18 protein-coding genes are annotated in these 22,049 nt (G+C 39.9%); 10 read left to right on the forward strand and 8 right to left on the reverse strand.

Features of this window, described 5'->3' with window-relative positions; genetic code table 11:
* The first annotated feature begins 96 nt into the window (after positions 1 to 96).
* Positions 97 to 897, forward strand: coding sequence for a DUF4198 domain-containing protein (locus ACZ5QH_RS21245; protein ID WP_303576612.1), 801 nt, complete (start codon positions 97 to 99; stop codon positions 895 to 897).
* Positions 898 to 969: 72 nt separating this feature from the next.
* Here ACZ5QH_RS21245 and ACZ5QH_RS21250 read toward each other — a convergent pair whose 3' ends face one another.
* From ACZ5QH_RS21250 to ACZ5QH_RS21265, 4 genes are read right to left on the reverse strand one after another with little or no spacing between them, the layout of a single operon-like run.
* Entirely contained in the window at positions 970 to 4,161 is a 3,192-nt protein-coding gene (locus ACZ5QH_RS21250; RefSeq protein ID WP_303576611.1) for an efflux RND transporter permease subunit, read from the reverse strand.
* Positions 4,151 to 5,455 (reverse strand): efflux RND transporter periplasmic adaptor subunit, encoded by a 1,305-nt coding sequence (locus ACZ5QH_RS21255; protein ID WP_303576610.1) that lies wholly within the window; start codon positions 5,453 to 5,455, stop codon positions 4,151 to 4,153. The genes ACZ5QH_RS21250 and ACZ5QH_RS21255 overlap by 11 nt, the downstream gene beginning before the upstream one ends.
* A gap of 1 nt (position 5,456) precedes the next feature.
* Positions 5,457 to 6,821 (reverse strand): TolC family protein, encoded by a 1,365-nt coding sequence (locus tag ACZ5QH_RS21260; RefSeq protein ID WP_303576609.1) that lies wholly within the window; start codon positions 6,819 to 6,821, stop codon positions 5,457 to 5,459.
* Positions 6,822 to 6,879: 58 nt separating this feature from the next.
* Complete coding sequence (locus ACZ5QH_RS21265) at positions 6,880 to 7,356, reverse strand: cation transporter (protein WP_303576608.1); 477 nt, start codon at positions 7,354 to 7,356, stop codon at positions 6,880 to 6,882.
* 267 nt (positions 7,357 to 7,623) lie between these two features.
* Here ACZ5QH_RS21265 and ACZ5QH_RS21270 point away from each other — a divergent pair, with 267 nt between their 5' ends.
* From ACZ5QH_RS21270 to ACZ5QH_RS21285, 4 genes are all read left to right on the forward strand, one after another.
* A complete protein-coding gene (locus tag ACZ5QH_RS21270; protein WP_004816626.1) occupies positions 7,624 to 7,977 on the forward strand; it encodes an SEL1-like repeat protein in 354 nt (117 codons plus the stop codon).
* Between the two features lie 358 nt (positions 7,978 to 8,335).
* Positions 8,336 to 9,223, forward strand: coding sequence for an SDR family NAD(P)-dependent oxidoreductase (locus ACZ5QH_RS21275; protein ID WP_004725376.1), 888 nt, complete (start codon positions 8,336 to 8,338; stop codon positions 9,221 to 9,223).
* Between the two features lie 212 nt (positions 9,224 to 9,435).
* Positions 9,436 to 10,362, forward strand: a complete 927-nt coding sequence (locus tag ACZ5QH_RS21280) for a DUF2167 domain-containing protein (RefSeq protein ID WP_151801843.1) — start codon at positions 9,436 to 9,438, stop codon at positions 10,360 to 10,362.
* Positions 10,362 to 11,105 carry a hypothetical protein gene (locus ACZ5QH_RS21285; protein WP_303576607.1) on the forward strand — a complete coding sequence of 248 codons (744 nt, stop codon included), beginning with the start codon at positions 10,362 to 10,364 and terminating at the stop codon, positions 11,103 to 11,105. The genes ACZ5QH_RS21280 and ACZ5QH_RS21285 overlap by 1 nt, the downstream gene beginning before the upstream one ends.
* A gap of 30 nt (positions 11,106 to 11,135) precedes the next feature.
* On the opposite strand, the gene ACZ5QH_RS21290 is transcribed toward ACZ5QH_RS21285, so the two are convergent.
* Positions 11,136 to 12,053 (reverse strand): LysR family transcriptional regulator, encoded by a 918-nt coding sequence (locus tag ACZ5QH_RS21290; RefSeq protein ID WP_303576606.1) that lies wholly within the window; start codon positions 12,051 to 12,053, stop codon positions 11,136 to 11,138.
* Positions 12,054 to 12,158: 105 nt separating this feature from the next.
* On the opposite strand from ACZ5QH_RS21290, the gene ACZ5QH_RS21295 reads away from it, so the two are divergent.
* Complete coding sequence (locus ACZ5QH_RS21295) at positions 12,159 to 12,914, forward strand: SDR family oxidoreductase (RefSeq protein WP_004816617.1); 756 nt, start codon at positions 12,159 to 12,161, stop codon at positions 12,912 to 12,914.
* 38 nt (positions 12,915 to 12,952) lie between these two features.
* On the opposite strand, the gene ACZ5QH_RS21300 is transcribed toward ACZ5QH_RS21295, so the two are convergent.
* On the reverse strand, positions 12,953 to 14,044 hold the full coding sequence (locus ACZ5QH_RS21300; protein ID WP_303576667.1) for an SDR family oxidoreductase: 1,092 nt from the start codon (positions 14,042 to 14,044) through the stop codon (positions 12,953 to 12,955).
* 99 nt (positions 14,045 to 14,143) lie between these two features.
* Between ACZ5QH_RS21300 and ACZ5QH_RS21305 the strand changes: the two genes are divergently transcribed.
* Entirely contained in the window at positions 14,144 to 14,521 is a 378-nt protein-coding gene (locus tag ACZ5QH_RS21305) for a MerR family transcriptional regulator (protein ID WP_004725368.1), read from the forward strand.
* Between the two features lie 47 nt (positions 14,522 to 14,568).
* Here ACZ5QH_RS21305 and ACZ5QH_RS21310 read toward each other — a convergent pair whose 3' ends face one another.
* Together ACZ5QH_RS21310 and ACZ5QH_RS21315 are read right to left on the reverse strand one after the other, a co-directional pair.
* The gene (locus ACZ5QH_RS21310; RefSeq protein ID WP_004816613.1) at positions 14,569 to 16,941 is read right to left on the reverse strand and encodes a Tex family protein; all 2,373 of its coding nucleotides are present in this window, start codon (positions 16,939 to 16,941) and stop codon (positions 14,569 to 14,571) included.
* Positions 16,942 to 17,049: 108 nt separating this feature from the next.
* Positions 17,050 to 17,469 carry a carboxypeptidase regulatory-like domain-containing protein gene (locus ACZ5QH_RS21315; protein ID WP_303576605.1) on the reverse strand — a complete coding sequence of 140 codons (420 nt, stop codon included), beginning with the start codon at positions 17,467 to 17,469 and terminating at the stop codon, positions 17,050 to 17,052.
* A 183-nt stretch (positions 17,470 to 17,652) separates the two neighbouring features.
* Here ACZ5QH_RS21315 and ompR point away from each other — a divergent pair, with 183 nt between their 5' ends.
* The 3 genes from ompR to ACZ5QH_RS21330 all read left to right on the forward strand — a co-directional run bounded on the left by ompR (position 17,653) and on the right by ACZ5QH_RS21330 (position 21,984).
* Positions 17,653 to 18,417: an osmolarity response regulator transcription factor OmpR gene (ompR, locus tag ACZ5QH_RS21320; protein ID WP_004816610.1), complete on the forward strand. Its 765-nt coding sequence runs from the start codon at positions 17,653 to 17,655 to the stop codon at positions 18,415 to 18,417.
* A gap of 377 nt (positions 18,418 to 18,794) precedes the next feature.
* Positions 18,795 to 20,255, forward strand: coding sequence for an ATP-binding protein (locus ACZ5QH_RS21325; protein ID WP_239044743.1), 1,461 nt, complete (start codon positions 18,795 to 18,797; stop codon positions 20,253 to 20,255).
* A gap of 205 nt (positions 20,256 to 20,460) precedes the next feature.
* Positions 20,461 to 21,984: an acetyl-CoA hydrolase/transferase family protein gene (locus tag ACZ5QH_RS21330; protein WP_004816606.1), complete on the forward strand. Its 1,524-nt coding sequence runs from the start codon at positions 20,461 to 20,463 to the stop codon at positions 21,982 to 21,984.
* Positions 21,985 to 22,049: the final 65 nt, after the last annotated feature.

Consider the following 22,049-nt stretch of genomic DNA (forward strand, 5'->3'; position numbering starts at 1 on the left):
TGATAATAATTATTATTATCAATAATAAAGTTTCTTCTATATAATAGCGACTATATTTTCCACAGTTAAAATACCCCTGTTAATGGAATATCGACAATGAAAAAATACCTCTACCTTTCTGTACTTCTTTGCTCTTATAGTTATGCACATGAACCCTATGTTGCACCTCTGGGCTATAACACCACAAATACACAAATCCCAGTGATTGCATCCTATGCTGAAGAAGCACTGAATGCAGAACATGCCATGAAACAAACCGCGCTCAATGTGATTCAACCAGATCAGAGCAAGTTACAAGTTGAAGCTGCAAGCACTTTAAAATCGGCTACAGTGTTTGACTTAGCCTTACCACAAGCAGGCACCTATCACCTGTTCAGTAAAGCATCTTTCCCACTCAAATATGTCCAACATAATAAAGAATGGAAAATGCTTTTTGATGTCCCTGCTGAGAAAGCAGGTAAGATCGCTGAACGCGAATATGTGATTCCTGCTGACTTTAATAAACCGCCTGTACCGATCACCATTAACCGAGAATGGTCAATCCAAAGCTATATTTCTAAAGAAAAAACGTCACCTATTCAAAACAACACTGATGCTGCAATACAAGTCGAATTTAAAACCCATCCCAACAGCATTACTGCGCAGCAACCTGTACAAATCTTGATTAAAAAATCAGGACAAGCACTCAAAAATGCTGAACTACTCATCCGTGCTCAAGGGCAAACCGATAAACAAGCACAAAAAGTTCCGGTTGCTCAAGATGGTTCAGCAACAGTCACTTTTCCTTATTCAGGGCAATATCTGCTTGAAGTCAGTGAAGCATTTAACAAAACATCTCAACCTGTAAATCAAAATTACACCATCATTAGTTTAGGTGTATTGCCTGTCAGCCAATAATAAACTGTCTCTATAGTTTCAATACCTCACCCTTCTTGGCTAAGAACGGTGAGGTTATTTTTAAATTAACGATCAACCATCCGTTTGTGCTTTAACTTTACGTTCATTCATCCAACGATAAATCACCGGTAAAATCACCAAAGTCAGTAAGGTGGATGACATGATGCCGCCAATCACCACGGTTGCCAGTGGACGCTGAACTTCCGCACCTGTCCCTGTAGCCAATGCCATCGGCACAAAACCTAACGATGCCACACAAGCCGTCATCAATACGGGTCTTAAACGTAAAATTGCACCTTGCCATGTGGCCTGATAAACATCGAGTTGTTGACGTAATTCCTTAATAAAGGTCAACATTACCAAACCATTTAATACCGCTACACCTGAGAGCGCGATAAAGCCCACACCTGCAGACATCGACAATGGTATACCGCGAAGCCACAGTGCAATCAAACCGCCACACAGCGCAAATGGCACACCGGTAAACACCAGCAAACTTTCCTTAAAGTTATGGAAAACGGCCATCAACAACACAAAAATAGTTATCAGTGCCAGCGGAACGACCAGCTGCATACGTGCCTTCGCAGAGGTTAGGTTTTCAAACTGTCCACCATAACTCAACCAATAACCCGCAGGCATTTCCTGTTTCGCCAAAGTCGATTGTAATTCGGTGACAAATGAGCCCAAATCGCGCCCTTCGACATTGGCAGTCACGACCACACGACGTTTACCATTTTCACGACTGACCTGATTAATACCGAGGATATTTTCAACTTTAGCCACATCCTGAAGTTGGATTAGACCTCCATTTGGCGTTTGAATAGGTAAAACGGCCAGATGCTCAGGTGTACGTTGAGCATCATCCAGACGAATCACAAAATCGAAACGGCGGTCACCTTGTAGGATTTGCCCAACATTCTGCCCACCAACACTGGTTGCCACCAAGTCTTGAATCGCCCTCACCGACAGACCATATTGCGCTGCCGCTGCTTTGTTCACTTCAACATTTAAAAGTGGTAGGCCGGAAGTCTGTTCCACATTGACGGCAGTTGCGCCAGTAATCCCTTTGATTTGTTGTGCAATCTTAGTGGCTTGCTGATTCAACACCTCCATATCATCGCCAAAAATCTTGATCCCCACATCACTTCGCACACCAGAAATTAATTCGTTGAAACGCAGCTCAATCGGTTGAGAAAACTCACTATTATTTCCGGGTAATGTACCAAGAAATGCAATCATACGTTGACGTAGCTCATCAATGGTTTGCTTTGGATTCTTCCATTCATCACGTGGCTTTAACAGCACCACAGCATCGGAAATATTAGGTGGCATGACATCTGTTGCCACTTCTGCCGTCCCTGTACGGGCAAATATGGCTTTGATTTCTGGAAACGCTTTGAGCAATAACTTTTCAGTATTCTCCTGCATACGTAAAGACTGCTCTAGACCAGTACTTGGCGAACGCATTTGTTGCACTGCAAAATCGCCCTCACTCAAGGTCGGTGCAAATTCACTGCCAATTTGTGTGGCAAGCACGCCCGTTAAAAACAGAATACTCACCGCAAGGGTGACGACTAACATTCTAAAGTTATAGGCTAAATTGAGTAGTTTTTCATATTTTTGCTTTAACCACAGCATCCAGCGACTTTCTGTTTCTTTAACTTCACCATTAACAAATAAAGCCACTGCAGCAGGGACAAAAGTAACCGAAAGAATGATTGCGCCCACCAGTGCCAATACCACCGTCATAGCCATCGGATGGAAGAGTTTTGCTTCAACACCAGACAGGGCAAAAATAGGTAAGTACACCACCAGAATAATTAATTGACCAAAGATTAAAGGGCGACGTGCCTGTTTAGCCGCAAGAAAAACTTCTTTAAAACGTTCTGCTCGTGAGAGTAATCTGCCTTTTGCATGCTGTGCCTCTGCCAGTCGTCGAATACAGTTTTCAACAATAACAACCGCACCATCCACAATGATCCCGAAATCCAGTGCGCCTAAGCTCATCAGATTGGCACTAATTTTCTGCTCAGCCATACCCGCCAAAGTAAACAGCATCGATAACGGAATCACACATGCAGTAATTAACGCTGCACGGAAATTACCAAGAAATAGGAACAGAATAACAATAACTAGAATTGCCCCTTCTACAAGGTTCTTCTGTACTGTACTAATCGCACGTTCGACCAAAGCTGTCCGGTCATATACGGTTTGGATCACAATACCTTTCGGTAAAGATTGCTGGACTTCCTTGATTTTTGCATCTACTGATTTCGCCACAGTACGGCTATTTTCACCCATCATCATCATGGCGATACCGAGTACAGTTTCCTCGCCATTGTAAGTTGCACCACCTGTACGTAGATCATGTCCAATTGAAACAGTCGCTACATCTGCAACTCTAATCGGAAAACCATTTTTATTGCCAATACTTACATTTTGAATATCTTCAATATTGTTTAAGGTTCCTGGAACACGTACTGTCAATTGCTGCCCATTGGTTTCAATAAAACCAGCACCACGGTTTTCATTATTTCCAGTTAAAGCGTTTTGTAGATCACTGACAGGGATTTGTAATTGTTGCAAACGATTTAAATCAGGTGTGACCACATAAGTTTTATTAAAGCCACCAATCGAGTTGACCTCTGCAACGCCGGGAACACGTTGTAGCTGTGGTCGTACAATCCAGTCCTGAATTTCACGTAAATCCATTGCGGTATAGGGTGTACCATCAGGTTTTTTCGCATTCGGCTCAGCCTTGATCACCCATTGATAAATCTCACCCAACCCTGTCGATACAGGGGACATTGTCGGTGCAATATCATCTGGCAGTTCGGTTTGGGCTTCTTGTAAGCGTTGATTAATCTGTTGTCGTGCCCAATAAATATCCGTCCCATCTTTAAAAATAATGGTCACTTGCGATAAACCATAACGGGAAATAGAACGGGTCAACTCTAGCTTAGGTAAACCTGCCATCGCAGTTTCGATGGGATAGGTAATCCTTTGTTCAACTTCTAATGCGGTAAAACCAGCCGCTTGGGTATTCACTTGTACTTGGGTATTGGTAATATCGGGTACAGCATCAATCGGTAATTTTTGATAACCGTAAATCCCTACGCCAATCCATGCCACAATAAACAGCATAACCCAAATGGCATTTTTAATCGAAAATTGAATCAGTCGATCAAATAATCCTTCAGGTTGAGGTAATGCTGAATCCGCATCGAGATCTAACTTAGAATCAGAAGAATCATTAATGCCCATGGCTCGCCTCTCCTTTTTCTAATTCAGATTTCAGCAAGAAGCTGCCCTGAGCTGCATATTGCTGCCCTTGAGTCAGACCAGACTTCACTTCAATCCACTGACCATCACCAGATACATGACCCAGTACAACAGGTTGTGGAGTAAACTCGATTTTCTTGTCATGCTCACTGGAAACGAAAACAATATCCTTTCCTTCAACTTTCTGTATGGCACTTTTCAGTACACGCAATGCTTGAGCAGTGCCTTGCTGTTGTAACTGAACATTGACCATCAAATTCGGGCGCAATTCAGCTGCATTTGACAGCACTTTGGCACGCACTTGTAAACGTCCAGTCTGCACATCAGCTTCACTATTTAAACTTTGAATCTGTGCTTTAAAGGTATTCCCCGTTTGCAGTGACTTAAATTCAACCTGCTGATTGGGTGCAATCGCTGAAAACTCAGAACTTGGTACAATAAATTCAAGCCATAGCTGATCCAGTTGATCAATGATAAATAACTGGCTGGCCAGCTGTACATTTTCACCCATGACCAAGTCTTTTTTACTGATAATGCCTGCAATTGGTGCTGTGAGAACATAGCGACCATTACTGCTTGATGAGGCACCAAAAGCAGATAAACGGGATCTGGTGGCTTGTACCTGAATCTGTGCTTGCTTGTAAGCATTGTAAGCCCGTTGATAATCCTGCTTGGCAGAAATACCTTGTGACCATAACTGGCGCTCTCGTTCATAATCCTGACGTGCCAGTTCTAAGCTTGTTTGTGCAACCTGTAAATTTGCCTGCTGATCAACCAAATCAGGCACCACCAAGGTCGCCAATGCCTGCCCTTTTTGCACACGCTGTCCCAACTCAACATTGACGGCAACCACCTGCCCACTAAATGCAGGTGATACATGTGCTTGACGATCGGTATTGACCATGACTTTTGCAGGATAAGAAGCCGATTTTATAACGGTCCCCATCTCTACTTTAGCAAGTTTGATTCCTTGTTCAGTGATCTGTTGCGCGGTCAAGCTAATGGCTTCAGCATTCTCTTTCTCGCCACCCTCTTCTTCACTGTGCTTCGCTTCTTCCGCACCGTCTTTGGTGGTTCCCTTAGCATTTTCTTCATGTGAATGCCCTTCTTCAGCATGCCCAGCTTCATTTTCACCAGCATCTTTGCTACTTGCTTTTTTAGATAAAAAGAACAAACCCATAGCAATAAGAGCAGTCATCACAATAGTAATGATGATCAGTAGGCGTTGAGAAATTTTGCCTTTCTGAAGTTTAAAAGATTTAAATTGATTCAGCATATTATTTTCCCCCACCCACGATTGGTAAAGCTTGTGTGTCCTGCCATAAACTCTGATTGATCTGTGCTAAAGCGTCTTTTGCCATGATTTGACTTGGTTCAATACCGAGACTCAGACTTTCCGCTTCAATGGCACGTTGCCAGCCATCTTTCAATAATTGCACTTTTCTCAAACGCACTTCTTGCAGCTGTAACGTTGCGAGTTGCACATCGTTAACGGCAAATTTACCGACAGTAAACCCCTGCAAAGTTTTACGTTGAACCTGAGCTGCAAGCGGAATCTGAGACTCATCGACTGCTTTAAACTGTACTTCCAGTCCTTGCAATTCAGTCAACAAGGTTCCCACCTGCAAAGCATTTTGGCGGAGATAAAATTCCTGTTGTCTGCTGAGTAAATCCTGCTTTGCTTGCGCAATTTGCACACCATATTGCTGGCGGTTGAAAATATTCAATGGGATAGAAACCCCCACAACTAAAGCATTGTCAGTCGAGGTTTCAGGTGATCGAGTACGATTCACGCCTAAATTCACAGTTGGATTAGGCCTTGCCGAAGCTTTGAGTTGCGCCACTGTTGCTTTTGCTTGCAACACCTGTAACTGACGTGATTTTTCAAAAAGATTGTCTTCGAGATATTCTTGCACCTGTTGGTGTGTCGAAGACGGCCATAAAGATTGAGGATTTAAACCGATACGAATCGATTTATCAGCATCTCCCCAAAGATTGGACAATTGCTGCTTGGCAACTTGCACCTGCAAATCGGCTTGACGGTATAAGCGAGCATTTTCTGCATGACTCAGTCTGGCACGATCTACATCAACCTGAGCCACACTCCCCGCTTGATAGCGCTTCTGAATCGCATTCAGATTTTCTTCACTGACGTTGAGCTGCTCTTGGACCACGTTGCGTTCTAACTCAAAAATCGCCAGCTGTGACCATTGGTATTTCACAGCCAATTCAAGTTGAGCCTGATAAATCCGCTGATTTAAGTCACTTTGATCTTTTGAAAGTTGTGCCAACCTCTGTGCTGACTTACGTTCACCAAAAATATCCAATCGTTGAGAAACACCAATTGAAAGCTCTTGATCTTGATTGGAACCAAAACCCGTTTGCGATACGGATAACTCTGGATTTGTCCACAGTTTTGCTTGTTTAATGTTCGCTGTTGCAATTTGCTGCTGCGTTTGCCAGACATTTTGCGTTTGCTGATATTGCTCAGTTTTTGCAATTGCCTGTTGTAAGGTTAATGCTTGAGATGTGTTGTCTGCCCAACTAAGAGATGAGATCACACTCAACATCAGTGCACTGAGCAAAGACGGCCTAAAACCAAATACAGGCTTTTGTACTAAATTACGTATTTCTTTTGACATAAAAATGCCCCACTAAATTAAACCATTAGCGGTGGGCAATCTTTTTGGCTACCCCACCTTATAGCGGGGATGAGAGAGGCGGAGGATTAGGCAAATATAGATCAGGTGACTGGTACAAATTATTCCAGCCAATAAAGCGAGATTCAGGGTAGCCTACAAACTTAGGCTGCGCTGTTTGTTGCTGATCATCAACCACAATAAAATGCGCAAAGGAAGGCAAATGGTCACGATGATCATCATTTATATGATTGAGGAAATCACTGGAACGCACATCATGTTGATGTGCTGATAATTGTTTGAATGCGGACGGATCTGAAATCGGTTTATCTATCCCATACACATCCAATAGCTGCGGATGCTGCTGCTGATCCTGAGTACAATCAGGTGCATTATGGTGTCCAAAATGCTGACTCATCAGGCTTTGCGATGGAAGTGTAGTGCTTTCATGATCACAAAAAGCTGCCGCTACATTCCAAAGACTTTGGAACATAAACAAACTAAGCAAGACTGTGATGAAAACACTTGAGCGTTTCACAGATTCTATCCGAAATCAAAAAACAACCTAAATATAGCAAATTTTCTCAATGTAATAAAATTACAGTGCGTGATTTAATCATTTAAATAAAAATTGTTGGTTTGTTAAATAATGTATTTTTTAACAAATGTGTAAAAATCGCAATTGACAAATTACATTTAACTATTTGCAAAGTGTAAAAAATCAGCTAGATTAATTATATCTAATCATTTTTTTGTGATTAGCAGTCTCTTTTACTTTGTTAATGGATTAGCAAGGAGGTTGTATATGTTGGTACATATTTTTAACCGTTTTTTAGGAGATTCAACATCTCGTCGAGCATTTGAACAGAATGCTTCCGAAGCTGCTCTCGAAAAAGCGCAAGCACATCATTTTGAAGATCAAAATCTAAGTTTAGATGAAATCGCAAATCGTAATGCGATGTGGTGCTATTTAAGAGCTGCTTTGCGTGGAGATCAAGAAGCTCAGTATAAAATGGGACTCAGCTACTTAAATGGACAACTTGGGTTAGACCGAAGTTATAGTCATGCAGAAAAGTGGCTTGAACAAGCTGCACATCAAGGTCATACCCACGCCAAAGAACAATTAAAAAAAGCATATGATGAGCTTGCTTTTTCATAAATCATGATAAAAATATTACATATATCCATCTATAAACAGAGTTGAAATCAACTCTGTTTACTTAAAAATATATTCAAATTTTCAAGTGAATTTATTTGGTTATGTTTTATACAGTAAGATTGATTTTTTGCTTTTAATACTCATTTTTATATGGTAAAAATCACGAAATAAGTAAAAATATAATAGAGTATTTACTCTAAAAATATTTTATAAATTCAGTCACTTAATACTAGTATTTTTATTTTTTTTGTATATTATTGCCTTCCAACAAAAGTGATCATCTTTTAAACAAAGACCCAATCACCCGAAACAAAAAAATACAGCATATATTTATGCCAGTAGAATCAGGAAAATAGCTATGAATCAAAAATTAGAGCAACTTTTTCAAAAAAAGGTTCAAGGTAAAATTGCACTAATCACAGGTGCATCTAGTGGTATCGGTTTAACGGTTGCAAAAAAGCTCGCAGCGGCAGGCGCGCATGTACTTTTAGTATCTCGTACTGAAGAAACATTGAAAGAAGTTCAAGCTGAAATTCAGGCTGAAGGTGGGCAGGCTGATATTTTCCCTTGCGACCTAAACGATATGGATGCTATTGATGAAGTGTCTAAACAAATCATTGCTTCTGTTGATCATATTGATATTTTGATCAATAACGCAGGTCGCTCGATTCGCCGCGCGGTACATGAATCTGTTGATCGTTTCCATGATTTTGAACGTACGATGCAGCTGAATTACTTTGGCGCAGTTCGTTTAGTCTTGAATATTTTACCGCAAATGATGGTTCGTAAAGACGGTCAAATTATCAATATCAGTTCAATTGGTGTGTTGGCAAACGCAACTCGCTTCTCTGCTTATGTTGCATCAAAAGCAGCATTAGATGCATTTAGCCGTTGTTTATCTGCGGAAGTACATTCTCATAAAATTGCGATTACTTCAGTTTATATGCCTTTAGTTCGCACGCCAATGATTGCACCGACTAAAATTTATAAATATGTACCAACACTTTCACCTGAACAAGCAGCAGATTTAGTGGCTTATGCGATTGTGAAACGTCCGAAGAAAGTTGCGACAAACTTAGGCCGTTTAGCTTCTATTACGTATTCAATTGCACCTGGAATCAATAACAAATTAATGTCAATTGGCTTTAACTTGTTCCCAAGTTCGACTGCATCTGTAGGTGAGCCACAAAAATTAAATCTGGTACAAAGAGCATATGCGCGTTTGTTCCCTGGTGAGCATTGGTAATTTAAGCCATTGAACGGATATTTTACTGAGTAGACTATCCGTTCAAATACAGACATTGAAAATCTTGAATAAATAAAATAATATTAGAAAAACTAAGCACTAAGAATAACTTCACGCATTCAATATTAAAGAAAAAATCATTGATTTTAAATTTAACAACACGAAGCTATTCAAATAATCAGAGACATAACCAATTAGAAAATGAGACCGCCATGTTAAAAAAACAATTTAACTTAAAGCTTCAACCTGTTACTCATGCCGTTTTGCTTTGTCTAAGTTTAAGCACGAGTACTCTCATACCTGTTTATAGTTATGCGGAAACGACCACAACAGAACAAAGCACGACACCTGACCAAAGTACACAAACCCAGCAAGAAAGCCCATATTCCAAACTGAATTGGCAAATTGGACCCAAAAAGGAAAATCTTGCTGATGTCGCCACCCTAAACACAATCAAAGGTGATGGTTTTCTTGATATTTCAAATTCAGATAAATTTTTAGAGCTTACTGGTAATCTCACTTCTGGTAGCACCAATGTACTCGTCGCAGAGGATGATTCATGGTGGGCGACCTTTGACTTTGAACCGTCAGGCTACGTCAAAGATGATGAGAAAATTGATGCTGATGCATTGTTAAAAGAATTAAAATCTTATGATGAAGCAGCCAATGCTGAACGAGTGCGTTTAGGACTTGATAAACTTTATACAGACAGTTGGGCTGTCCCTCCAAAATATGATCCTGTATCTAAACATCTTGAATGGGCATTAAAAGTCCGTGGTGAAGATAATATGGAAACCATTAACTATACCGTACGTCTTCTGGGGCGTACCGGTGTGATGAGTGCAACCTTGGTATCGGATCCTGAAAATCTAGATAGAAATATTCAGGCCTTTAAAAACTCCATCAAAGGCTTCCAATATAACTCAGGCGAACGTTATACCGAATTCCAAGCAGGCGACAAAGTAGCCGAATATGGTCTCGCTGCTTTAGTGGTAGGTGGTGCTGCCGCTGTTGCGACTAAAAAAGGTTTTTGGGCGGTCATTGCTGCTTTCTTTGCAGCGACTTGGAAGTTTATCCTTGTTGGCGTTGCTGCTTGCATTGGTTTTATCGGGAAGATTTTTAAAAGAAATAAAGAATAATGATCGCATTTGATTATCTTATTATTTTGGGTCTAGTCGGATTTTATCTCTATGATTCGGCTAAACTTTGTTTCTATAATGAATTTTATCTTCTCAACGGTTTTACCGCAAAGTTTAAGTCACAGATGCTGGTCAATCACGTCAGCATCTTCAAAAAATTTCTGATTATTCCTCAGCCATTTTGCCCACATTATTTATGCTTTAAAGTTCGCTGGCAACTGACCCATCATCAAGACCACCAACAAGTTACTGAAGCAGAGAGCAGGGCTATTCTAAATCTACAAAAGATCTTAAAACCGTTGCAGCCGATGATTTATTTAAATACAGTGTTAACACTGGTTTTATTACCTATTGCATTGATTTATAAAAGCAGTTATCTATATTTAGCAATTTTAATCCTGAGCATTTATGCGATTAACCTGATCAATATCACTTGGATTTTTATTCAACGAAAACAACTACACTTGTCCAACTTAAAATTCAGCTATCTTTTCATTGATGCGCTACTTTGTCCGCCTTTTGCATTAAACCTCCTGCAAAAAATTAGTCTAAATTATGATTTTAAGACAGATGCAATTACCCTCTCTCAACATGTATTACAAGCAGATGATTTTCAAGCCTTGTTGTCTCAAACGATTGCGGATATTGAATTACTCAAAAATAATCATGACTCAGAACAACTGGTCATTGAACAATTAACACTTAAACAAAACTACCTGACCAATCTATTAAGCCCACCTTGAGCACCGAAGCTATTTACTCAGCAACAATTTTCACGATTTAAACGACAACAGCTCAGTATGATTCGCAAGCTTCTGTTTCAATAAATTCTCTAACCAATCAATAAAGAATTGAAAATATACGGGTCGATATTTTCTTTCTAAAAAAAGAAAATTAATGGGTATTTTTAAGCATGCTTCTTGCTCAAATATTCGAGTTAATCTTTTGGTCTCGATAAACGGGATTGCATCAAAAGCTGGAATCTGAATAATTCCTAACCCCTGCAAGCCCGCATGTAAATAACTTTCGGTATCCTCAACTGAAAGTTGGTAAGGAAGTTTGATCTGGCTATCTTTAAATACCAGACTTCCAAAATCTGAATCTATATTTTTCATTTGATAACCAATCATAATATGCTGATTTAACGGCGCTGTTTCTAGAGCGTTCTCCAATGTATTTAAATATTCTGGAGCAGCCACCGTATATAAATCAACGTTTGCGATGGGTCTCACAATTAGATTTTCATTCATCACATTTCCAACACGAAGCACACAATCTAGTCGTTGTTCAATTAAATCTGAATAATGATCGTGGCTATAAATTGAGACTTTAATATTGGGGTATTTTGCATAAAATTCATGCAGATAAGGGAGAAGATATTGTGTTGCAATTCTTAATGGTAAGCCAATTTTAACTTGCCCCTTATATTGACGGTTTTTTAATTTAAACTTATTCAGCCCTTCAGCCTGAAAAATCAATTGTTGAACTTCTTTAAGAAACTGAACCCCATCATTGGTTAAGTTAACTTTTCGCGTGGTCCGATTAAACAACAATACTTGATATTCTTTTTCTAAGCCTTGTATTGCATAGGTAATTGTTGAACGTGGCAGATCCAGCGCTTTAGCAACTTGGGCAAATGAATGCTTTTCTGCAACTAAGCAAAAAATTTTTAGCCGTTCAATTTTATCCATTTATTATTCAATTTTTTCAAACAATCTATTCGATTCTAATCACTATTTAGAATAAAAAATAGCTTTTAGAATTTCAGCATCATTTATCAAAACTGGAAAATAACAATGGCACAGCACAATTTAAAAGACAAAACAGTGATTATTACAGGTGGCGCTAAAAACCTAGGTGGTCTGATCGCACGTAAATTTGCAGAACAAGGTGCAAATCTTGTTATTCACTACAACAGCCTAGAAACCCAAAGAGATGCAGAAGAAACACTCAAAGCCGTTGAACAACTTGGCGTTAATGCAACCTTGATACAAGCAGACCTCTCCAATATTCAAAATATCGAAACATTGTTCATCAAAGCCAAAGAAATCTTTGGTGGTGTCGATATCGCGATTAATACCGTAGGGCGAGTACTCAAAAAACCATTGATTGAAACAACTGAACAAGAGTTTGATTCGATGAATGACATTAACAATAAAATTGCCTATTTCTTCATTCAGTCTGCGGGTAAACATCTTAACAATGGTGGAAAAATTTGTTCTATCGTGACCAGTCTTTTAGCAGCCTATACAGGATTGTATTCAACCTATGAAGGCTTAAAAGCACCTGTGGAGCACTATACACGTGCAGCATCGAAAGAGTACGGCGATCGCGGTATTTCCGTCACTGCTGTTGCACCGGGTCCAATGGACACGCCATTTTTCTATGGTCAAGAAGCGCCTGAAGCGGTGGCCTATCATAAATCTGCCTCTGCACTGGGTGGTCTAACCAAGATTGAAGATATTGAACCTTTGGTACGCTTTTTAGTGACAGAGGGTTGGTGGATTACAGGTCAGACTATTTTTGCCAATGGTGGTTATACGACACGATAATCATAAATTGCCCATTTATTGAAATGGGCAATTTATTGCTAGATCTGATGATTCTGATCCACCCATTCTGCAGTCAGTGCAATGCTCTGTTTAAGATTGGTTTCTGGTATTTGCCATTTCTGATTTAATGTTAAAAACTGATCCATATTTAATTGCTCAGTTCGGATGAAATTCAACATCTCAGTAGATAGATCCAGCTTTTGAGCAAGCCACTTCCATTTTAAAATCACTTTTAAAATGCTCAGCGAGACGAAATATTGCGGTGCTTTTAGATTTAATCTGTGAGCTGCATTATGAATAAGCGCTTGTAAAGAAATCTGAGTGGGATTGGTAATCAATATAGCTTGGTGACTTGCAAGTTGATCCTGTGATGCTTTGCATATCGCATTGACCAACATTGTCACGGAAACCAAAGGTAAATAATGCTGAGGGGTTGCAGGAATTGCGGTCATTTTACCCTGTTTAAGCTGGGTAATCAGGTGAGCAATTGGCTGGTTGTCTGCAATTTCACCAGAATTTTCATCCCCTACCACTGTTGCAGGATGAATCACTGTCCAGTCAATGTTCAACTGTTGAGCGCATTTCACCCACGCAAAATGAGCTTCAATTTTAGAAGCCTCATAAGCACCCAGTTTTTGGTACACCTGCCTCCAATTCGTACTCTCGATATTTTCTAAACAGACTCCAGCATCCTGTAAGTGCTGAGTGAGTGTCAACATATAGCCAGAAAGATGAATTGCCCGTTTCAATTGGCAATGTTCGTTCACACATTCAAGTAAATTGATTAAGCCCTTAACATTGACTTCCCTTGCCTGTTGTATTGAAAGGTTCCATGCAAATAATGCACTGGTATTAAATAAATAATTTACCTCAGCAAGCCGTTTCCAATCTTCAACTGAAATACCCAAATCAGGCAAGGTAACATCGCCTTGTAGACAGAATAATTTTTGATGGTTTATTCCTTGTTTTTCCAGCCACATTCTCAAACTCGGCTCTTGCTGATCGAGACGACGGCACAAGGCAAAAACTTGGTCATTGCTTTGAAGTAATCGCGCTACAAGAAATTTACCAATAAACCCTGTTGCACCAACCACCAAGGCAACTTTTTCTACACTTTGATTATTCTGCATCACTTTATACACCCTTTATATGCTCGCACTTAAGCTAAAGGATGGAGTACACTCCACAGTCAAGTGTTTCTTGCAAATACATAAAATTTGGAGCAAGTGATGTTAATCGGTGAATTATCAGAGCAATTAAATCTCAGTCGGGATACCATTCGTTTTTATGAAAAGCTTGATCTTATCCGCCCATTGACACGAAATAATGGTTATAAGGATTATTCAAAACAAGACTTACAGCAATTACAACTGATTCAAGTCGCTAAAAATCTAGGTTTTACTTTGGCTGAAATTAAACAGATTTTAGACTTGGTCAACGTTAATGAAATTCCAGCAGAACAATTTCATATGATTTTAAAAGACAAGCTCAGTGTCATTGGTGAAAAAATTCTCCAATTACAGAATATTCAAAATCTACTTGAAAATCTTGTGGTTGGGGAAGCATGTCCATTTAAAAAAGATTGTGATCTTTCTGCAATTGTCTAATCCATAAAAAAACCGCCTTACGGCGGTTTTTTTTGAGAAATTAAGGCTTATTTAGACCCTTTAATCCCTGCTTGTAATAACAACGCACCTAAACCACCAATTTTGTTTTCTTGAGGTTTAGCTGCTTGTGGTTTCTTGTCATGACGTGGTGCTTTGTCTTTATTGTCATGGTTTGGACGACCTTGCTGTGGACGTTTACCCTGAGGCTTACGCTCACCACGTTGTTCATTGTTATTGAACTCACGCTTTTGACGTGGTGCTTTAGCTGGTGCTTCCGAACCTTCTGGGCGCATCGATAAATTCACACGATTTCGCTCAGCATCTACAGTCAATACACGTACTTGTACGATTTGCCCTGGTTTCACCACTTTATGTGGATCAGAAACAAATTCATTGGCAAGTTCTGAAATATGTATTAGACCATCTTGATGTACACCAACATCGACGAATGCACCGAAGTTAGTCACATTGGTAATCACACCCTCAAGCTGCATTCCTTCAGTCAATTGACTGACTTCAGTGATATCTTCACGGAATTTTGCTGTACGGAATTCTGGACGGGGGTCACGACCTGGTTTTTCCAACTCGCTTAACACATCTTGAATCGTCGGTAGACCAAATTTGTCGTCCGCAAAATCTTCTGCTTTCACTTGACGAATAATTTCAGTATTACCAATGATATCTTTCACTGTAGTCGCTTTTGCTTCAACAATTTTGTTGACCAAACCATACGATTCAGGATGAACAGATGATGCATCTAAAGGTTCTGAACCATCTTGAATACGTAAGAAACCAGCAGCTTGCTCAAAGGTACGCTCGCCTAAACGTGGTACATTTTTCAATGCTTGACGATTGTCAAAACGACCATTTTCTTTACGATAATCTACAATTTGTTGAGCAATGGCTTTATTTAAACCTGCGATATAGCCCAAGATTGCTGGAGAGGCTGTATTTACATCTACACCTACCGCATTCACACAGTCTTCAACCACAGCATCCAATGTTTTTGCCAAATTGGTTTGATTCACATCATGCTGATATTGACCAACACCAATAGATTTAGGATCAATTTTTACCAGTTCAGCCAATGGATCTTGTAAGCGACGTGCAATTGAAACAGCGCCACGAATCGCAACATCAAGCTCAGGCAGTTCAGCAGAAGCCAATTCTGATGCGGAGTAAACAGATGCGCCCGCTTCACTTACTGAAACACGCGTTAATGTAAGATCCGCATTTTCAGCCATCATTTCTGCAACAACAGCTTCAGTTTCACGACTCGCAGTACCATTGCCAATCGCGATTAAATCCACATTAAATTCACGGCAAAGACGTGCAAGTTCAGCAATCGAGCCGGCTTTATCTTCTTTGGGTGCAAATGGATAAATCGTGCTATGTGCAAGCACATCACCTGAATTTGAAACAACCGCCAGTTTCACCCCTGTACGAATACCAGGGTCAACACCTAAAGTTGTACGTGAACCTGCAGGTGCAGAGAGTAATAAATGACGTAAGTTTTCTGCAAACACGTCCATTGCTTCTGATTCAGCTGCAAGGCGCTTTTCAGTCAACAAAGAATGCTCTATCGTTGGGCGAATTTTACCTAACCAAAACAGCTTTGCGATTTGCTTTAAGAAATCTTGACGTGCTTGTGGTTGCACACTTTCAAGCGCGTATTCAGTTTCAATACGTGCAAGTGGTGCATGATCATCACCATCAACTTTAAGTCCCAATACATTTTCTTGGCGGCCACGTAGCATTGCCAATAAACGATGCGAAGGCACTTTATTTAAATTTTCAGAGAAATCAAAGTAATCACGGAATTTCTTACCGACTTCTTTTTTCTCATCAGACGCCACTAAACTTTTTAACACCGCTGTTTTGGCAAATGTTGATTTAAGTTCTGTGGTTAATGAAATATTTTGTGCCCAGTCATCAATGATGATGTGTTGAATCGCGTCTAATTGGCTTTCAACATCTGGGTATTCTTCATGGCTAAAACCAGCCAAAGCTTCAGTCGGATCAATTTGCTCTGCGATAATTTTCTCAGCAAATTCCCCTAATCCGGCTTCTCTTGCTTTGAATGATTTACTGGTACGTTTTGGACGGTACGGTGCATAAAGTTCTTCTAATGCATTTTTTGTTTCAGCGCCATTGACCCGAGCAAGTAAGTCATCAGAGAGCTTATTTTGTTCTTTTAATGATTCGATTACTTTTTCACGGCGTTCAAATAAATCACGTAGATAAACAAGGCGTGTATCAAGTTGGCGTAATTGGATGTCGTCTAAGCCTTGCGTTACTTCTTTACGGTAACGTGCAATAAATGGAACACTAGAGCCTTCATCTATCAGTTTAATGGCAGCTTCTACTTGGTTTGGACGTACGGCAAGTTCACTTGCCAACTGCTGAACTAAGTCAGTCATCGTGTTTAATTCCACAAGGATAAGGACTAAAAGTTAGTGATTATAAAGACCAAGACCATAAAATCCACAATTGTTTTGCAAATTAGCAGTGAAAAAAGTGATAAAAGATCATTTTTCTTGAGTTTCTACAGTGCAATCGGGTATTTCATCCTGCTTTGCTGTATTTAAATTGCTTTGTAAAATAATTTTTCCAACTTTCCACTGTGCACCTTTGCGCTGTCCACCGCCATGAGAATTGAAATATTGCAAATCACACGGCTGATAACCCTGTTTACTTAGACGTTCTTGTACAAATATTGGTGGTGCTTCCATATACATGATTTCTTTCAGCAAAAATGCAGCATAGCGTCGCTCCTTGAGTCGAAAGTTGCCTTGCATGTCGGTTTGCGTTTCACCGACTTGGACCTGACCAATCGGTTGGTCAAATTGGTCAATCACTTGTCCTAAGATTTCAGGTCTGGAAAGTCGGCTAATACATGCACTTAAAGCAAAACTTATTGTCAAAATACATAAAACTTTCATTTGCATATGGTATATCTTTTTATTTATAAACATAGAATCATCTCAAATCGTTATAGATGTTGTTTTTTGGTTTCAAAACAGCCTGAAAATTGTATTTTTGAGCAATTTGATACATAGTCTTAACAAGAGCTTAGGCAGTATACTGAGATTGACGAATATTTATAATTTACAACATTAAGGGAGTACATCATGAGTTTGGTTGTACCTGCTGAAAATACAGATATCGTACAAAACGAAACTGACCGTGTCGAACGCATTTTAGTGGTCGATGATGATGTGCGTTTACGTACCCTTTTACAGCGTTTCCTTGAAGATAAAGGCTTTGTGGTAAAAACGGCCCACGACGCAACGCAGATGGATCGCCTATTACAACGTGAGTTATTTTCACTCATCGTTTTAGACTTTATGCTTCCTGTAGAAGATGGTTTAAGTATTTGTAGACGTTTACGCTCATCAAATATAGATACACCTGTCATTATGCTGACCGCACGAGGCAGTGACTCTGACCGTATTGCTGGCTTAGAAGCTGGTGCGGATGATTATTTGCCAAAACCATTTAATCCAAATGAGTTATTAGCACGTATCCGTGCCGTACTGCGTCGTCAGGTTCGTGAAGTTCCAGGTGCACCAAGTCAAAACGTAGAAGTTGTGTCTTTCGGCCCTTGGTCTTTAGATTTATCAACACGTACCCTGACGCGTGAAGGGCAAGTGGTCACATTAACCACAGGTGAGTTTGCGGTCTTGAAGGCATTAGTTCAGCATCCACGTGAACCATTAACACGTGACAAGCTGATGAATCTTGCACGTGGTCGTGAATGGGGTGCTATGGAACGTTCAATCGATGTTCAAGTTTCTCGCTTACGTCGTCTGATTGAAGAAAACCCTGCACGTGCACGTTATATTCAAACAGTTTGGGGCGTAGGTTATGTGTTCGTTCCAGATGGTGCGGAATAAATAGATCTTGATTCGATAGCATGAATCAGTTTCAAAAGTACTGGTCACATATTTGGTTTTGCATGTGACCAGTATTTTTTTATCCATATTTATTCATCCAAAACAATAGTCTTGATGGCTTTGCCCTAGAGCGACGCTTTACTGATGATTTCACTGGTATTTTAAATATAAGCATATTTGGCGATTCTACAAAAAAGGTGTGATCTCAATGCCATGCGTCTCTTATTTTGTTGAGTTTAAATATTTTAAATCTGAGTATTTATGACCATAAATAAGTTAAAGCCGAGTAACCTAACATTTTTAATATTGCGATAAATCTGCCATCCTTTAAACTGAAATCCATAGATTAACAATATCGCACAGATTGGAATGCTCCTGTGAAATTAGAACCCATAGACCCACAAGAATTTACCGACTTTGTCAGCTACAAAGAACGCAAACGTACACCTTGGGAACGCTTCCTCGATAAAGTTAAACCGCGTTCGGCAGCAATGCGTACTACGGTATTGGTGGTATTCGTGGTGTTCTTTAGCCTATTTATGTCATTGTGGTTTTTTTGGAAAACACTTTATTTACCTGAAATTCAACAGCATGCACGTTTTTTGGCGGTTGAGCTGGAAATGGTTAATAATCCGCGCTTGCAGATTTACCATGACGAGATCCAACTCGATATTGACGAATGGTTAAAGCAACGGGTTGGGGTCGAATATGTTACAGATCCCAAAGAATACCCAAATGTAAAAGACAAAATTATTGCGGATTTCTTTACCAATCGTATTGAGAATCAGCTTGCAGAAGAATTAAAAATTAAAGATGTGACGGTTTATTTCCAGTTTAAACCCAGTCCGCGCATTTGGGTCCAAACCCCTGAAATGAATGGCAATTGGGTCCGTGAACCTCTGAATACCTATGCCAACTATAGTCCTGAACTCATTTTAGCTTGGTTATTGGGTATTCCACTGATTGCTGCGGCGATCATCCTGACACTGGTCAGACAGCTTAATCGCCCGTTACGTCGCTTACAACATGCTGCGAATAGCTACAGTAAAACAGGGAAAGCACCCTACTTGGAAACCAATCATGGACCACAAGAAATCCGTGAGGTAAACCAAGCTTTTAACCAGATGATCTATACACTTGAACAAACTGAACGTGATCGCCAAATCATGTTGGCAGGTATCTCGCATGATTTAAGAACACCGCTAACACGGATCCGTTTAAGTGCAGAGATGATGTCTGATGATGACTTCTTAAAAGAAGGTTTGATTTATGATGTCGATGATATGGATGCCATTTTAAGCCAGTTTATTTCCTATATGCGTGATGGCTCAGATGAAGAGCTTCAAGACACCAATATCAATGCTTTGCTACAAGAACTGATCATTCAGTTTAAACCCTTAGATATTCAGTTCACGCCGCAAGAATTACCCGTCATTACTGCTCGCTCACTGTCGTTAAAACGTTTGATTGGTAATCTCATCAACAATTCAAAACGCTATGGTGCAGAACCCATTGAACTCAGTGCTTTTGTAGAAGATGAGCATATTAAAATCTGTGTAGCAGACAATGGTGAAGGAATTCCCGAAGACCAAATTGAAGGGCTTATGCAACCTTTTGTCCGTGGTGATGCTGCACGTACGGTGCAAGGGAGTGGTTTAGGTTTGGCCATCGTCAAACGAATTGTCGATATTCATCAAGGTGAACTGTTGATTTCCAACCGTCCTGAAGGCGGGCTACAAGCCATCATTTCACTACCAACTTCAATAAAAGTTGAGGAAGAACCGACACCTACAAATCCAATTCAAAAAATCAAACAAAGTTTGAGTGATCACTTTTAGTGATTGCTCAATAAACCAACACTTAACTTTGTTTATTTAACAAACAGCCATCATTATTTTATTAATAAATAATAACTTAAAAACCATCATCAGAATTTATACCTGCATTTATTGAAAAAATTAGACCTTAGCATTAGAGGCATGCACAATTCAGTTTGAGGGCGGTACAATCCGTCTAGTTTTGAACAAGAATTGAGCGTAAACCATGTCTTTAGATCGTATTCGTTTAGCATCTCTCCATGACAAAGTCATGAGCGCAGAACAAGCTGCAACTTTTATCCAAGATGGGATGACTGTGGGGATGAGTGGATTTACTCGTGCAGGTGAAGCAAAAGCTGTACCTTTAGCGCTGGTAAAACAAGCCAAAGTGAATCCGTTGAAGATTACTTTAATCACAGGTGCAAGTTTAGGTAATGACCTAGACAAACAATTAACTGAAGCTGGTGTACTTGCGCGTCGTTTACCATTCCAAGTCGATAACACTTTACGTAAAGCCATCAACAACGGTGAAGTGATGTTCATCGATCAGCATTTGTCTGAAACTGTTGAGCAAATGCGTAACCTTCAGTTGAAAAAACCTGATGTTGCGGTGATTGAAGCGATTGCGATTACTGAAGATGGTGGCATCATTCCAACAACATCTGTGGGTAACTCTGCAAGCTTTGCAATTTTTGCTGAAAAAGTGATTGTTGAAATCAACACCAACTTAAGCCCTGCTTTTGAAGGCTTACACGATATTTATATCCCAACTTACCGTCCAACACGTCAAGCAATTCCTTTGACACATGTTGATCAACGTATTGGTACACCTGCAATTAATATTGATCCTGCAAAAATCGTGGGTATCGTAATTAACAACGAATATCATGATTCTCCATCAACAGTGACACTACCAGATGATGAAACTCAAGGTATTGCCAACCACTTAATCGCATTCTTTGAAAAAGAAGTTGAAGAAGGTCGTTTACCTTCGAATCTTGGTCCTTTACAAGCGGGCATCGGTTCGATTGCCAATGCGGTATTAACCGGTCTTAAAGATTCTAACTTTGAAGATTTGGTGATGTATTCAGAAGTACTGCAAGACTGTACTTTCGAATTGATTGATGCGGGTAAAATGAAGTTTGCTTCAGGTTCATCAATTACCCTTTCTGCTAAATATGGCGAAAAAGTATTTAACAACCTAGAACAATACAAAGACAAACTGGTTCTACGTCCACAAGAGATTTCAAACCATCCTGAATTGGTTCGCCGCTTAGGCATCATCGGGATCAATACTGCACTTGAGTTCGATATTTACGGCAACGTCAACTCGACCCATGTGTGTGGTACCAAGATGATGAATGGTATCGGTGGTTCAGGTGATTTCGCACGTAATGCACATTTAGCAATCTTCGTGACCAAATCAATTGCAAAAGGTGGCGACATCTCTTCTGTTGTTCCATTTGCTTCACATATCGACCATGCTGAGCATGATGTTGATATTCTTGTGACTGAACAAGGTCTTGCTGACTTACGTGGTTTAGCGCCTCGTGAACGTGCTCGTGCAGTCATCAATAACTGTGCTCACCCAATGTATCGTGATGCATTGAATGATTACTTTGATCGTGCATGTGAAAAAGGTGGTCAAACACCGCATATTCTTCGCGAAGCACTTTCTTGGCACTATAACTTTGAAGAAACAGGCCATATGCTTGCTTCTTTAGAAGATCAAGCTAAAAAATCTGCATAAGATTTTAAATCTGATGTAAAAAGTAAAAACGCCCTTCAGGGCGTTTTTTTTATGGGCTTATTTGG

Source organism: Acinetobacter sp. Ac8 (genome assembly GCF_055392545.1).